Source organism: Alkalihalobacillus sp. R86527 (assembly GCF_042466185.1).
In the GTDB taxonomy this organism is placed as follows: Bacteria; Bacillota; Bacilli; order Bacillales; family Guptibacillaceae; genus Guptibacillus.
On sequence record NZ_JAXHBW010000001.1, the window covers coordinates 1,366,844 to 1,381,007 of the forward strand.

Sequence of the window (14,164 nt, forward strand, 5' to 3'; positions counted from 1 at the left end):
GGTTATTGGGGAGAAATATACATGTTTCAGGAGCAGGAAGATAAAGGATATATAAAAGGAAGACTCATACAGATGATTTTCTTTAATGAGGAAAGTTTGTATGGCGTAGCAAGACTCCGAATCGATGCAACAAATGAAAATTACGATGAACGAGAAGTCGTCGTTAATGGAATGATTCCTAGGCTACTAGAAGATGAAACCTATGTCTTCTATGGCCGGTTTACTGATCATCCTCGCTACGGGAAGCAGTATGCGATCGAATCTTTTGAGCGAAAGCTCCCAGAATCAAGGTCTGGGCTTGTTCAATATTTATCGAGCGATTTGTTTAACGGTATAGGAACAAAAACTGCTGAGACCATTGTTGATACCCTTGGTGAACAGGCGATTTCAAAAATAATGAGAGATTCATCTATTCTAAGTAAGGTTCCTAAGCTTTCGGAAGAAAAAGCGAAAACTCTCTATGAATCCCTCATGGAGCACCAGGGACTTGATCAAATCATGATCAGACTGACCGAGCTCGGATTTGGTGCAAAGCTCTCAATGAAAATATTTAAAGAATACAAACAAGAAACGTTAGAAATCGTTGAAAAGAATCCTTATCAATTGATACAAGATGTAGAGGGAATTGGTTTTAGAAGAGCAGATGAGCTAGGACGGTCGATTGGAATAGAAGGGAAACATCCAGAACGGATTAGGGCTGCTTGTCTTCATACCCTAAATGAACAAACGTTGCAAGAGGGGCATGTGTATCTTGAATACGATGTTTTGATCAAATCGGTCGATACTCTACTTGGTGAAAAAATCGATGAAGCTGATGTTTCACGGGAGCTCATTTCGCTTTATGAAGAGGATAAGCTCATCCTTGATCGTGAGAGAATCTATCTTCACTCGCTTTATTATGCAGAGAAGGGTCTAGTCACTGGAATTAATAAGCTAATGACTCAAACCGAGTACGAAGATGCTTTTCCTGAATCAGAATTTTACCGAGCTCTAGGTGATTTCGAGGAGCGCCTTGGTATACAGTACGCCCCATCCCAAAGGGAGGCTGTTCAAAGAGCGATTTCTTCTCCATTTATGATTCTAACCGGAGGTCCTGGTACAGGGAAGACCACGGTTATAAAGGGGATCGTCGAAATATATGCAGAACTAAATGGGCTTTCTTTAGAGCTAAAGGACTATTCGAAAGAGAAACCATTTCCGGTCATTTTAGTCGCTCCTACCGGGAGAGCTGCGAAAAGAATGAGTGAAGCGACAGGATTACCTGCTTTCACGATCCACAGACTACTAGGTTGGAAAGGGGAAGCGGGTTTCGAACATGACGAAACAAATCCTGTCGAAGGTCGACTGCTAATAGTCGATGAAGTATCGATGGTGGACATATGGCTTGCCAATCAGCTTTTTAAATCGCTACCTGAACACATTCAAGTCGTTATTGTAGGAGATGAAGATCAGCTACCATCTGTTGGTCCGGGGCAGGTGTTGAAAGATTTGATTCATTCTGATGCGGTCCCTGTCAGTAAGCTTACGGATATTTATCGTCAGGCAGAAGGTTCTTCCATCATTCAACTTGCTCACTCTATTAAAGATGGCGTTCTTCCAGATGAGTTTAGTACGCCAACTTCTGATCGGAGGTTCTTTCCTTGTAATCAACAGCAGATTATCGAGGTCGTATCCCAAGTCTGTGGAAATGCATTGAAAAAAGGGTATTCTCCAAAAGATATACAGGTACTCGCTCCCATGTACCGTGGTACAGCTGGGGTAGACAGGTTGAATAAAGAGCTTCAACAATTATTCAATCCTCCTTCGGACCAACGGAGAGAACTCCCCCATGGAGACCTAGTGTATCGGGTTGGAGATAAAGTGCTTCAGTTAGTCAATAACCCTGAGGAGAATGTCTATAACGGTGACATGGGTGAGGTTGTTTCCGTATTTTTTGCTCGAGAAAACACTGAGAAGCAAGATCAGCTCGTTGTCTCATTCGATGGTCAAGAAGTTGTGTACGAACGAGGCGATTTTAATCAATTAACACATGCATATTGTTGTTCGATCCATAAATCACAGGGTAGTGAATTTCCAATCGTGGTCTTGCCAGTTGTGAAAGGCTATTATCGTATGCTTCGGAAGAACCTTATTTACACCGCTGTAACAAGAAGTAAAGATTACTTGATCTTATGTGGTGAAGAGCAAGCTATTAAGCTTGCGATTCAAACAGAGGATGACCAAATTCGAAACACACGATTAACAGAAAAGCTTCAGGAAACACTTAATCCTCCAATGGAAATGAATGAATCATAGTTAAGAAGCCAGTGGCGCGTGCCAACTGGCTTTTTTTGTTGTTCGCGCTCTTTACAATTACTACTAAAACTGTATAGAAACGAAATAATGTGGGCAATATGGTGAATATCTCTATGAATTGCTATACAGGAGGTTGAAACGTTTGGAATGCCCGAACTGTAAAAGTAAAAATATAGGTAAAATTGGTGCTAACCAGTATTACTGTTGGAATTGCTTTGTTGAAATGTCTGTGGTGAAAGGTATGCTGTCTCTTCACCAAGTGGAGGAAGATGGTTCTCTAACGTCTTTGGATGACTTGTTTGAAGACTATGATATGCGTGCAGAAATGTAAGTAAAGTAGGAGGGAGTGAAGATGAAGAAAGAATGGAACTTTAATTGGGTGATCTATTTAACTACCCTCCTACTTGTGTTTTTGTGTGTCTTTGTTTTCTTAAAGCTCTCACCCATTTGGAAACCAATTCTCGATGTGATTGCTGTGCTGTTGGTACCTTTTTTGATTGCATCACTCATTACGTATCTCTTGCACCCAATTATTGAGAAAATCCATAAAGAGGGTCTTCCGAGATCACTCGCAGTCCTCTTAATCTATCTTTTGTTTTTTGGTGGAACCGGTTTTGCGATTTTCAAAGGTCTCCCTCATATAGTAAAGCAGTCGCAAGAACTAATGGAAAATGTTCCGGTTTTTATGAAGATGTATAGAGAAGCGGTTCATTATATATACGATTACACGTCAAATTTCCCACCCGCTCTTCAAGAAAAAGTAGATCTGGCTTTTAGGGATGCTGAAGAAGCTGTAAACGATACTCTCTCCCTTGCTATTGAGCTTGCCAAGAAGCTTCTGAGTTCATTTTTTGTGATTATGATTATCCCCTTTATTGTGTTTTACTTGTTGAAAGACTTTGAAACACTAAAAAAGACATTGTGGAAAATCATGCCTCTGAAATGGCGAGAACCAGGTAAAGAACTTGTTGTTCGGATTGATGAATCTTTAGGGAATTATATTCGCGGTCAATTCTTTGTCATAACAGTGCTCGGTTTATTAGCGGTGACTGGCTTCTGGTTGATCAAGTTACCTTATGCCATCTTGCTTGGAATAATCGTTGGAATCACCGACATCATTCCATATTTTGGTCCGTTTCTTGGAGCCGCACCAGCCCTTCTGATTGCATCCACCGTCTCGGTGAAGATGGCGATCATTACGTTAGTAGTCATTCTGGTGTTACAGTTTATTGAAAGTAATATTTTGTCGCCATATATCGTAGGTAGAAGCCTACATATCCATCCCGTAATCATTATTTTTGGATTACTTGCTGGTGGGGAAATTGCAGGAATTATCGGACTCATCCTAGCTGTTCCTGTTCTTGCAGTTTTGAAAGCTCTCATCCTATACAAAAATGAACGAGAGGCAAAGCATTGACAAACGATTCTTTCTTTGACTATAATAACCGCAGAACATAATTAAAACACAATGACGGATCGAGTACGTTGAACGTTGCTTTAACGATATGTAGATATCGAGCAGAGAGAAGCTCCAAGGCTGGAAGAGCTTCATAAAGTGAGTCAGCAGAACGCTAATCCTGAGTGCGGATTAATCCCCGCCGTTTCAACCTCGTTACGGTTGCTTGAGGTGATAGGCATAGCCTATAACCAGGGTGGTACCGCGTGAGTATATAATGATAGCTCTCGTCCCTGATTTCGATCAGGGGCGGGAGCTTTTTTGTATTGTCCTGCGAATCCCTTGTCATCGAGTAGGATCATGAGATCAGGTAACCGAATCGTTGGTCATGATGAAAAGAACATAAGGAGGATGTATGATGAAGAATTTAACTTCAGCTGATGTAAGACAAATGTTTTTGGACTTTTTTAAAGAAAAGAGCCACTCGGTTGAGCCGAGCGCTTCCCTCGTTCCACATGAAGACCCAACGTTGCTTTGGATCAACAGTGGTGTCGCAACACTGAAAAAGTATTTCGACGGTCGTGTGACACCTGAGAATCCAAGGATTGTTAATGCGCAAAAGTCTATTCGAACGAATGATATCGAAAACGTAGGGAAAACTGCTCGCCACCATACTTTCTTTGAAATGCTAGGTAATTTCTCAATTGGAGATTACTTTAAAGAAGAAGCAATTGAATGGGGTTGGGAATTCTTAACGAGCAAGGATTGGATCGGATTTGATCCTGAAAAGCTATCTGTTACGATTCATCCAGAAGATGATGAGGCATTTACAATTTGGAAAGAGAAAATCGGTTTGCCAGAAGAACGCATTATTCGCATAGAAGGAAACTTCTGGGACATTGGTGAAGGCCCAAGTGGACCAAACACTGAAATCTTCTATGATCGTGGAGTAGAGTATGGGGAAGAAGATCCAGAAGAAGAGTTATATCCTGGTGGTGAAAATGAACGGTATCTAGAGATCTGGAACCTTGTGTTTTCACAATTCAACCATAACCCTGATGGAACGTATACACCACTTCCAAAGAAGAATATTGATACAGGAATGGGTCTTGAGAGAATGGTGTCCGTTATTCAAGATGCGAAGACGAACTATGATACGGACCTCTTCATTCCAACGATCCGCGAAACAGAACGATTGGCAGATGTGAATTATGGTGAAGGTAGAGAATCAGATACAGCATTTAAAGTCATTGCAGATCATATTCGTACAGTAACATTTGCAATTGGTGATGGTGCACTTCCTTCAAATGAAGGTAGAGGGTATGTACTTAGAAGACTTCTTCGTCGTGCAATTCGTTTCGCTAAGCAAATTGGGATCAATCGACCGTTTATGTATGAGCTTGTACCTGTGGTAGGCGATATCATGGTTGATTTCTATCCCGAGGTAAATGGAAAGCAGGAATTCATTCAAAAAGTGATTAAGAATGAAGAAGAGCGATTCTACGAAACATTGAATGAAGGACTTGCAATTCTTTCTCAAATTATTAAGAAAGGGAAAGAGGAAGGAACTACCGTTATTTCTGGTAGTGATGTTTTCCGTCTTTATGACACATATGGTTTCCCTGTTGAACTAACTGAAGAATATGCACAAGAGGAAGGTATGGAAATTGACCGTACTGGATTTGAGAAAGAAATGGAGATGCAGCGTAAACGTGCACGTGATGCGCGTCAGGATGTTGGATCGATGCAAGTTCAGAGCGGATCACTCGGCGATCTATCAGTAGCAAGTGATTTCGTAGGCTACGAGGAACGCACAGTCGAAACGGATGTTGCGACCTTGATTAAAGACAGAGAGGTAACTGAAGAAGCAACAGAAGGTGATGAAATTCAACTTATTCTAAGTAGAACTCCTTTCTATGCTGAAAGTGGTGGTCAAGTAGCAGATCCTGGTGTTATTCGTGGTGAAGGATTACTACTGCGTGTAAAGGATGTTCAAAAGGCTCCTAATGGCCAACATATTCACTCGGCAGTAGTTGAGTCAGGTTCTATCAAAACAGGCTCTAAAGTAACGGCTGAAATCAATCCAACAAGCAGAGCATCAATCGTTAAGAATCATACAGCGACACACCTCCTTCACCAGGCTTTGAAAGATGTCTTAGGTGATCATGTGAATCAGGCAGGTTCTCTCGTAGGATATGAACGATTGCGCTTTGACTTCTCGCACTTTGGACAAATTTCATCAAGTGAGCTTGAGGAAATTGAAAAGAAAGTCAACGAACAAATCTGGTCAAATATTCCTGTACAAACGATGGTGAAACCGATAGACGAAGCAAAAGCTATGGGAGCAACTGCATTGTTCGGTGAAAAGTATGGCGATACTGTTCGAGTAGTGCGTGTTGGAGATTATAGTTTAGAACTTTGTGGTGGTACACATGTTCAAAATACTGCTGAAATTGGACTGTTCAAAATTGTATCTGAAGCAGGTATTGGTGCAGGTACTCGTCGTATTGAGGCTGTTACGAGTGAAGGAGCTTACCAGGCTCTCAATTCACAAGTTGGATTACTGAAAGAAACAGCTAATTTACTCAAATCCAACCTGAAGGATGTGCCATCTCGAACAGAATCGCTATTATCACAAATTCGTGATCTTCAACGTCAAAATGAATCACTTACCTCAAAGCTAGCGAATGTAGAAGCGAAACAAATGTCTACTGAAGTTCAAGAGGTCGATGGTGTAAAAGTTGTTGCGAAACGTATCGATACGGACATGAATAACTTACGAAGTATTGTTGATGATATGAAATCACAGCTAGGTAGTGTTATTGTAGTACTTGGTAGCGGAACTGGTGGGAAAGTTCAACTTGCAGCAGGAATTACGGATGATCTTGTAAAAGAAGGTTATCATGCAGGAAAACTAATCAAGGAACTAGCTACTCGTTGCGGTGGCGGTGGCGGTGGACGCCCTGATATGGCTCAAGCTGGAGGAAAAGATCCAGAAAAGCTTGATGAAGCATTAGCTTACACAACAGAATGGGTGAAATCCATTTCCTAATTAGGTTTCAGTAGTGTACAATGAGAATTAGAGGAAAAGTTACGATTCTAGTGGGGATCGAGGAAAGAGGTGTAAGGAATGAGTTCAATGGACAAAACAATGAAATTCAACTTTCCAGATGACGCAGATAATCATGATGTCCAAGAAGTTTTACTCACCGTTTACGGCGCTCTTCAAGAAAAAGGTTACAATCCAATTAACCAGATTGTGGGTTACCTCCTTTCTGGGGATCCGGCTTACATTCCTAGACACAATGATGCGAGAAGCTTAATTCGTAAACTTGAGCGTGATGAGTTGATCGAGGAGCTCGTCAAATCGTATCTTACACACCACCAGAGGTAAGGAGACAGCATGAAGACACTTGGTTTAGATGTTGGCACAAAGACGATTGGCGTGGCGTTAAGCGATCTGATGGGGTGGACTGCACAGGGGTTAGAAACTGTAAAGCGCAATCCCGATGAGCCAGATGTAATACCTGAACGGTTAATGGATATCATAAACGGGAATGAGGTTAGCAAAATCATTGTTGGCCTTCCTAAAAATATGAATGGTTCGATTGGCTCAAGTGGTGAATTTTGCATTGAATTTGCCAATCGTTTAAAGGAAGCCACAGATCTTCCAGTAGAAATGTGGGATGAACGATTAACCACAGTTGCAGCTGAGCGGATGTTAATCAGTGCCGATGTGAGCCGTAAAAAGCGCAAAAAAGTAATCGACAAAATGGCTGCTGTTATGATTCTTCAAGGATATTTAGACAGCAAGCAAAATTAATGAGGTGAAAACATGGAGGAAAAAGAAAGAATTATTATACCAGATGAAAACGGAGACGAGCATTTATTCCAGGTTCTCTTTACATTTGATGTTGCAGAAAATGGAAACTCTTATTTGACTGTCGTACCAGCTGATCAAGCTGATAGCGAAGATGAAGTTGAAGTGTATGCATTCCGTTATGAAGAAGAAGATAACGAGGATCGTGACTACAAACTATTCCCAATTGAGTCTGACAAGGAATGGGAAATGGTTGAAGAAATGTTAAATACATTCTCAGAAGAAGAAGAAGAAGACAACGAATAGAGATGTAAGAAAGGCTGCCGATGAATAATCGGTAGCCTTTTATTTTTGTTTAATGAGAAGTTTTTATAACTTAAATTGGGAAAAGGCTACAAACCGATACGGTTACCTAGTATAATACAAATTGGAAATTTTTTTGACGAACGGTGGCATGATGAGCGAAAGTATGTCGATGTATAGTATAATGGGAACGAGTAAAGGGGGCAGAGGCGTTGTCAGATTACAAAGAAAAATACAAAGAAAATTTATTAAAACGCCAAAATGAGAATAAAACAGTAAGAAAAGTTGTATTTATCATTTTGTTATTACTTACGATTACAATGGCAGCTGTTATAACAGGTGGTTACTTCTACATAAAGAATACGTTACAACCGGTAGACCCTGATAGCGAAAAACAAAAAGCTGTTTCAATACCAATTGGCTCATCAACATCATCGATTGGTGAAATTCTTGAGGAGCAAGAAATTATTAAAGATGGAACAGCATTTCGTTACTATGTAAAGTATAAAAACGAAAGCGGGTTCCAAGCAGGGGATTACAAACTTTCTCCATCGATGACGATGGATGAAGTCATCTCTAAGCTCAAAAGTGGTAAAGTAATGAAGGAATCGGTTGCTAAGATTACCTTGCCAGAAGGAATTTGGATCGAAGATATCGCTACACGCATCGGAAAAGAACTTGATATAGAGACTGAAGAAGTAATTAAGAGTATTGATAACAAAGAGTATTTAAAGGCCTTAATAAATGAATATTGGTTCCTTACTGATGAAATCTTAAATGAAGACATTAGACATCCTCTAGAAGGTTATCTGTTCCCAGCAACCTATGACTTTGAGGAAGAACCAACGGTCGAACTGGCTGTTAAAAAAATGCTAGACAAAACTGATTCTGTTTTAAAGTCATATCGAAGTGACGTTGAGAGTAGTGACCTTTCGATTCACGAATTCATGACGATGGCGTCTCTCATCGAAGAAGAAGCATCTGCTAAAGCCGACAGAGCGAAGATTTCTGCTGTATTTAGAAATCGGATTAAGAAGGGCATGCTTTTACAAACAGACCCTACAGTTATTTATGCAAGGGGAGAACAATCTGGTGAAATTAAACAAAGTGAACTAGATTCTAATTCACCTTATAATACGTACCAGAACAAAGGGCTTCCGGTAGGACCGATTGCGAATCCAGGTGAATCGTCGATCGTTGCTGCAATTGAACCCGATAATACTGACGATTTATACTTTTACGCTCGTCCAAATGGAAAAACGATCTTTTCAGAAACGAATGCTGAACACAATAAGGTTCGAGCAAAATATGACGAAGAATGGGACGAATACTACAAAAAGAAAGAAGAAGAGGAAGCTAATTCAGAATAAGTTTGTGGGAATGGTGAGTACGACTACCATTCCCTTTTCTTTTATGATAAAATGGTTCGGGCTACATGAAGGAGGAACGTAGATGATATCCGATCATGTTGAACAATATTTGGAATCTTTACGACCAAAACGGGAAGAATTGATAGAAGAGATGGAACAATACGCAAAAGACTATCACATTCCGATCATGGAACAGACTAGTCTTGATGTAATGCTTCAAATCATGTCGTTTCTAAATCCCAAACGCATTCTTGAAATAGGTACTGCAATTGGTTATTCTGCTATTCGCATGGCTCAAATAGTGCCAGAGGCTGAAATTGTTACAGTGGAGCGGGATCAAGAACGCTATTATGAAGCAGTTTCAAACGTTGAAAAGGCAGGTTATTCTCATCGAATTAAGGTAATGTATGGAGATGCGTTTGAGCTTTCCGAAGAGTTAAAGTCTCATGGCCCATACCAGTCACTCTTTATAGATGCTGCAAAAGGTCAATACAAGCGATTTTTTGATGAGTTTTATGAGTGTTTGCAACCGCAAGGTGTGATTTTCTCTGATAATATCTTGTTTAGAGGAATGGTCGCTGAAGAAGAAGTTGAAGAAAAAAGGTTCCGTTCTATGGTGAAAAAGCTCCGTCACTATAACGAATTTTTAATGTCACATCCAGAATTGGATACGACAATCTATCCTATCGGAGATGGACTAGCTGTAAGCAAGCGAAAAAACTCATGATGAAGGAGAAGCCGGCGTACGAGTGTACGGACGGTTTTTCTATAATAGAAAGGGAAGGATTATGGTTAATAGACCTGTAGTAATTGGAGTTGCCGGGGGATCTGGTTCAGGCAAAACTACCGTAACTAGAGAAATTTTCAAGCAGTTTGCCGATCAATCGGTATTAGTAATAGAGCAAGATTCTTATTATAAAGATCAAAGTGAGAAATCAATGGACGAGCGACTCGATACAAACTATGATCATCCACTCGCTTTTGACAATGATTTACTAATTGAACACGTAAAGGAATTAATGTCTTATAATTCCATTGAAAAACCTGTCTATGACTATACAGTTCATACAAGATCTGATAAAATTATTCCTGTTGAACCAAAAGATGTCATTATTTTAGAAGGTATTTTAATATTAGAAGATGAGCGTCTCAGAGACTTAATGGATATTAAACTATTTGTCGATACAGATGCAGATATACGTATTCTAAGAAGAATGGTTCGAGATATTCGAGATCGGGGACGTACACTTGATTCGGTTGTAGAACAGTATACTTCTGTAGTAAGACCGATGCACTTACAATTTATTGAACCTACTAAACGCTATGCAGATATTATTATTCCAGAAGGCGGACAGAATCGGGTTGCTATCGATTTAATGACAACCAAGATTCATACAATATTAGAGGACAAAGCAATGCTATAACGAATTAATGAGGTAATAAATACCTCTTTTTTTCATACAGTTTATTACGACTGATTGCCCTTAATTGATGAAGGAGTGAACAAAATGGCAGACGACAAAAAGTATTACATGACCAAAGAAGGTAAAGAGAAGCTCGAGCAAGAACTTGAGCATTTAAAGACAGAGAAAAGAAAAGAAGTAGTTGAGCGTATAAAAGTTGCGCGTAGCTTTGGAGATCTTTCTGAGAACTCAGAGTACGATGCTGCTAAAGATGAGCAAGCATTCGTTGAAGCTCGTATTACGACTGTTGAAAACATGGTTCGTAATGCTGAAATTATTGAAGAAGATCAGAGTGCTTCCAACGTAGTCACAATCGGCAAGCGAGTTAAGTTTGTGGAGATTCCTGAAGGTGACGAAGAGGAATATATTATCGTAGGAAGTGCAGAAGCTGATCCATTCGAAGGTAAGATATCGAATGATTCGCCGATGGCAAGAAGTCTTCTTGGCCGCAAAATTGGGGAAAAGGTTAATGTGCAAACACCAGGTGGAGAAATCCGCGTCGAGATTTTGGAAGTTAGATAATGATTTAGAAAAGACGACCACTAGGTCGTCTTTTTTATTTACCTTAATGAGAAAGTCCTTACGTTTGAAACACGTTAGAAGAGGCGAGACTCTTACTGAGGTGAAGGAAATGAGGGATCGGAGAATAACCGTAGTAGGCATCCTTTTTTTATGTGCTTTTATTTTACTTATAGGACGTTTAGTGCAGATTCAACTTGTCGATACGGGTTCTTTTTCGAATCATGAAGTTAACCTTGTTGAAGCAAGTATTAACCAGCGTACGCAATCGTTTATTCTTAGTGATGGAAGAGGTACTCTTGTAGATCGCAATGGTGACCCAATGAGAGGTTCAATACCCTCTTTAATACTATTTCCTTTTTTGAATGAAAGAGAATGGCCGATTCATAAAGTTTCCGAGATCATCAACGTTACTCCGGATGAGTTAAGGAGATCTCTCCAAGGGAAGAAACAACCATTCAAGTTTGGGAAAACTCTTACTAAGAATGAGATGGTGAAAATAAATGACCTACGTATCCCAGGGGTTTATGCTGTCTATCAGCCAGAATCTACTGATCGGTTAGCGAGTCATTTAATAGGAAGTGTTCGCACGAATCCGGACTTAGTAAAGTCTAAATATCCGGAGAAGTGGAGCGAAGGCTTAGTGGATCAACACACAAGGCTTGGTATTTCGGGCTTACAATTAGCTTTTGATCCATTTCTTATCTCAGAAGGGGAATCGAAACTGTTATACCACGCTGATCGGAAAGGTAATCCACTGCTTGGGCTCGATGTGAAAATGTTTACAAGTTCAGACTCTTTTTATCCACTACAGGTGAAAACAACTGTTGATGCAAATTTCCAAGAGGTTGTAGAAAGAAGTCTTGATCAGACGAATATTATGAACGGTGGAGCGGTGTTGATTGATATTCAGAATAGTAATGTTCTTAGCATGGCTAGTCGGCCTACGTTCGATGAGAATGATCCACTTGGAGATGGAGCAACAAACAAGATGTTAGAAGGGTACTTTCCTGGCTCTGTCTTTAAAACAGTCATTCTTGCGGCTGCTTATGAAGCTGGTATCTCTAATGACCGAACATTCGATTGCAATCAAAATGTGTATCGAGATGGTCCAGAAAAACGCGAGCTTGGAGTGCTAGATTTGAAGAAAAGTTTCGCAGCGAGCTGTAACGCGACGTTCGCGACGCTTGCAGAAGAATTAATCAAAAAAGACTCAGACATTATCGAAAAAACCGCTGAAAAACTAGGTATTTCATCAACTGTTGGATGGAGTGATCAGCTTTATCACTATGACCATTTCGAACAGTTCCCAGATGAGTCAGAACCCGTGTTTTTTGAAAATGAAAAGGATAAACAAATTCGAAAAGCGATCGATCAAACAGCAATAGGTCAACTAAATGTGAAGGTAAGTCCTCTCGCATTAGCAAATATGATGGCTACGATTGCAAGAGGAGGAGATTCGAAACAGGTTAGAGGTGTATCTGAGATCCTTTATCAGAACAATACGACATTCTTAAGCTTTCAGGAAAAGAGGAATAATAGTAAATCCTTGCCTACTAATGTTGTAGAAGAATTACAGGGGGCGTTAAGAGAAGTAGTCGTCAGTGGTACAGGGAAATCTTTTTTAGGTGATTTACCAGTTGAAGTTGCAGGGAAATCAGGGACCGCAGAGCCTGGAGGGGACGCAGATTATGATTACCAATGGTTTGTAGGATATTTCCCATATAACGAGCCACGCTATGCATTAGCAGTGGTTGATTTTGAACGGAAAGAAAAAGAATACAAAGCATATCAAGCCTTTGCGAAGATTGTAGATGATTTATATTAGAAAATATTCGATTATAGAAAGAAAAGTCAAGCCTTAAACGAATCCTCTAGAGATGATAGAATATGAGCAACAGTTAAATAGAGGAGTGGATGAACGTGAAATCGCGATATAATGCTCGTCATTCAAAAAGGAAACAAAATATTATATTGAATGGTCTGATTGGAATAGTTGGTGTAGTGATTTTAGTTCTTATTGTTAATATCTTTTTCAACGGAGGGAATACTGAACCAACTGCTGGGGAAGAGACGCAGTCTAATGCGACAAAATCTACACAATCAGAATCAAATAAAAGCAATACTGAAGATACCGTGACCTCAGATGAGGCTGATTCGAGTGATTCAGCAACAGATGAAGCTAACGATAAAGACTCAAAGAATGAAGAGTCTAGCAAGGAAGATGAAAAGTCTCAAGATGAGAAAGATGCAGAAGAAGATGAAGGTACTTCTGATGAGGGAGAAAATTCAAATGATCCTAACGGAGAGGTGAATCTCGACGGACCTTGGGAACCTGTTGGTACGGAGCAAACAGGTGGAAACCATGTTTCAAACTATGATAAGGGTAGCGTTGACTGGAACGAGAAGCTAGAAGCAGTTGAAACAGTTGTTGGATATCCGAAAGAAGAAATGGTTGTCGTTTGGATGGAGAATAATGGGAGTTCGCAGGAATCTAAAGCTACAGTGACTCAAAAAGGTGGCGACGGCAAACAATATGTGGTCGAATTGGAATGGGTCGACGAAAAAGGCTGGAAGGCAGTTAGTGCTAGACAAAAATAAGTAAAAAAATAGCGCCTATCTCGATTACGAGATAGGCGCTATTTTTTACTTCCCTTTAAAATGAACAACAGCTGAGTAATACGGTCTACCTGTTTTTTCGTTTGTTAGCACCTGATGTTGGACATTGTGCACTTGCAGCATCAATGCACGATTGTTATCGATCTGGACTTGAATTTGTTTTTCTAACTCTTTAAGTGAAAATCCTTCGAAAAATTCTACTTTGTCATCGATTCGTTCAAGAGAAAATCCCATCTATGCTCTCTCCTTTATCGTCATTCACTCACAACATATAAGTTTACACCTTCATGAGAAAACTGACAAATTGATATCTATAAAGGATTGTGATAAATTAGAACCATCAAAGCATATTATTCATACCTTAATACTATGAATTAAA

14 protein-coding genes are annotated in these 14,164 nt (G+C 39.9%); 13 read left to right on the plus strand and 1 reads right to left on the minus strand.

Annotated features, from left to right (window positions below; translation table 11 throughout):
- The first annotated feature begins 21 nt into the window (after positions 1–21).
- The 13 genes from recD2 to SJY16_RS06925 all read left to right on the plus strand — a co-directional run bounded on the left by recD2 (position 22) and on the right by SJY16_RS06925 (position 13,767).
- Positions 22–2,295: an SF1B family DNA helicase RecD2 gene (gene recD2 / locus SJY16_RS06865; RefSeq protein WP_377888364.1), complete on the plus strand. Its 2,274-nt coding sequence runs from the start codon at positions 22–24 to the stop codon at positions 2,293–2,295.
- Positions 2,296–2,437: 142 nt separating this feature from the next.
- Positions 2,438–2,626 (plus strand): hypothetical protein, encoded by a 189-nt coding sequence (locus tag SJY16_RS06870; protein WP_377892097.1) that lies wholly within the window; start codon positions 2,438–2,440, stop codon positions 2,624–2,626.
- Positions 2,627–2,647: 21 nt separating this feature from the next.
- The gene (locus tag SJY16_RS06875) at positions 2,648–3,712 is read left to right on the plus strand and encodes an AI-2E family transporter (protein WP_377888365.1); all 1,065 of its coding nucleotides are present in this window, start codon (positions 2,648–2,650) and stop codon (positions 3,710–3,712) included.
- Positions 3,713–4,109: 397 nt separating this feature from the next.
- Positions 4,110–6,743 carry an alanine--tRNA ligase gene (gene alaS / locus SJY16_RS06880; RefSeq protein ID WP_377892098.1) on the plus strand — a complete coding sequence of 878 codons (2,634 nt, stop codon included), beginning with the start codon at positions 4,110–4,112 and terminating at the stop codon, positions 6,741–6,743.
- Between the two features lie 78 nt (positions 6,744–6,821).
- On the plus strand, positions 6,822–7,085 hold the full coding sequence (locus SJY16_RS06885) for an IreB family regulatory phosphoprotein (protein WP_224878553.1): 264 nt from the start codon (positions 6,822–6,824) through the stop codon (positions 7,083–7,085).
- Positions 7,086–7,094: 9 nt separating this feature from the next.
- Positions 7,095–7,514 carry a Holliday junction resolvase RuvX gene (gene ruvX, locus SJY16_RS06890; RefSeq protein WP_377888366.1) on the plus strand — a complete coding sequence of 140 codons (420 nt, stop codon included), beginning with the start codon at positions 7,095–7,097 and terminating at the stop codon, positions 7,512–7,514.
- Positions 7,515–7,526: 12 nt separating this feature from the next.
- Positions 7,527–7,817: a DUF1292 domain-containing protein gene (locus tag SJY16_RS06895; RefSeq protein ID WP_377888367.1), complete on the plus strand. Its 291-nt coding sequence runs from the start codon at positions 7,527–7,529 to the stop codon at positions 7,815–7,817.
- A 209-nt stretch (positions 7,818–8,026) separates the two neighbouring features.
- Positions 8,027–9,184 carry an endolytic transglycosylase MltG gene (gene mltG / locus SJY16_RS06900; RefSeq protein ID WP_377888368.1) on the plus strand — a complete coding sequence of 386 codons (1,158 nt, stop codon included), beginning with the start codon at positions 8,027–8,029 and terminating at the stop codon, positions 9,182–9,184.
- Between the two features lie 82 nt (positions 9,185–9,266).
- A complete protein-coding gene (locus SJY16_RS06905; protein WP_377888370.1) occupies positions 9,267–9,911 on the plus strand; it encodes an O-methyltransferase in 645 nt (214 codons plus the stop codon).
- A gap of 61 nt (positions 9,912–9,972) precedes the next feature.
- Positions 9,973–10,608 (plus strand): uridine kinase, encoded by a 636-nt coding sequence (gene udk / locus SJY16_RS06910; protein WP_377888372.1) that lies wholly within the window; start codon positions 9,973–9,975, stop codon positions 10,606–10,608.
- Between the two features lie 84 nt (positions 10,609–10,692).
- Entirely contained in the window at positions 10,693–11,169 is a 477-nt protein-coding gene (gene greA / locus SJY16_RS06915) for a transcription elongation factor GreA (RefSeq protein WP_377888373.1), read from the plus strand.
- A gap of 181 nt (positions 11,170–11,350) precedes the next feature.
- A complete protein-coding gene (locus SJY16_RS06920) occupies positions 11,351–12,994 on the plus strand; it encodes a peptidoglycan D,D-transpeptidase FtsI family protein (protein ID WP_377888374.1) in 1,644 nt (547 codons plus the stop codon).
- A 95-nt stretch (positions 12,995–13,089) separates the two neighbouring features.
- The gene (locus tag SJY16_RS06925; RefSeq protein WP_377888375.1) at positions 13,090–13,767 is read left to right on the plus strand and encodes a YrrS family protein; all 678 of its coding nucleotides are present in this window, start codon (positions 13,090–13,092) and stop codon (positions 13,765–13,767) included.
- Positions 13,768–13,812: 45 nt separating this feature from the next.
- Here the strand turns inward: SJY16_RS06925 and SJY16_RS06930 are convergent, their stop codons facing one another.
- The gene (locus SJY16_RS06930; protein WP_377888376.1) at positions 13,813–14,019 is read right to left on the minus strand and encodes a YrzA family protein; all 207 of its coding nucleotides are present in this window, start codon (positions 14,017–14,019) and stop codon (positions 13,813–13,815) included.
- Positions 14,020–14,164 lie beyond the last annotated feature (145 nt).

What these genes read in the sequence shown, in the direction of transcription:
- recD2 (WP_377888364.1), top strand. Translation starts at nt 22, where the DNA reads ATGTTTCAGGAGCAGGAAGATAAAGGATATATAAAAGGAAGACTCATA.
- SJY16_RS06875 (WP_377888365.1), top strand. Translation starts at nt 2,648, where the DNA reads ATGAAGAAAGAATGGAACTTTAATTGGGTGATCTATTTAACTACCCTC.
- alaS (WP_377892098.1), top strand. Translation starts at nt 4,110, where the DNA reads ATGAAGAATTTAACTTCAGCTGATGTAAGACAAATGTTTTTGGACTTT.
- SJY16_RS06885 (WP_224878553.1), top strand. Translation starts at nt 6,822, where the DNA reads ATGAGTTCAATGGACAAAACAATGAAATTCAACTTTCCAGATGACGCA.
- ruvX (WP_377888366.1), top strand. Translation starts at nt 7,095, where the DNA reads ATGAAGACACTTGGTTTAGATGTTGGCACAAAGACGATTGGCGTGGCG.
- SJY16_RS06895 (WP_377888367.1), top strand. Translation starts at nt 7,527, where the DNA reads ATGGAGGAAAAAGAAAGAATTATTATACCAGATGAAAACGGAGACGAG.
- SJY16_RS06905 (WP_377888370.1), top strand. Translation starts at nt 9,267, where the DNA reads ATGATATCCGATCATGTTGAACAATATTTGGAATCTTTACGACCAAAA.
- udk (WP_377888372.1), top strand. Translation starts at nt 9,973, where the DNA reads ATGGTTAATAGACCTGTAGTAATTGGAGTTGCCGGGGGATCTGGTTCA.
- greA (WP_377888373.1), top strand. Translation starts at nt 10,693, where the DNA reads ATGGCAGACGACAAAAAGTATTACATGACCAAAGAAGGTAAAGAGAAG.
- SJY16_RS06930 (WP_377888376.1), bottom strand. Translation starts at nt 14,019, where the DNA reads ATGGGATTTTCTCTTGAACGAATCGATGACAAAGTAGAATTTTTCGAA.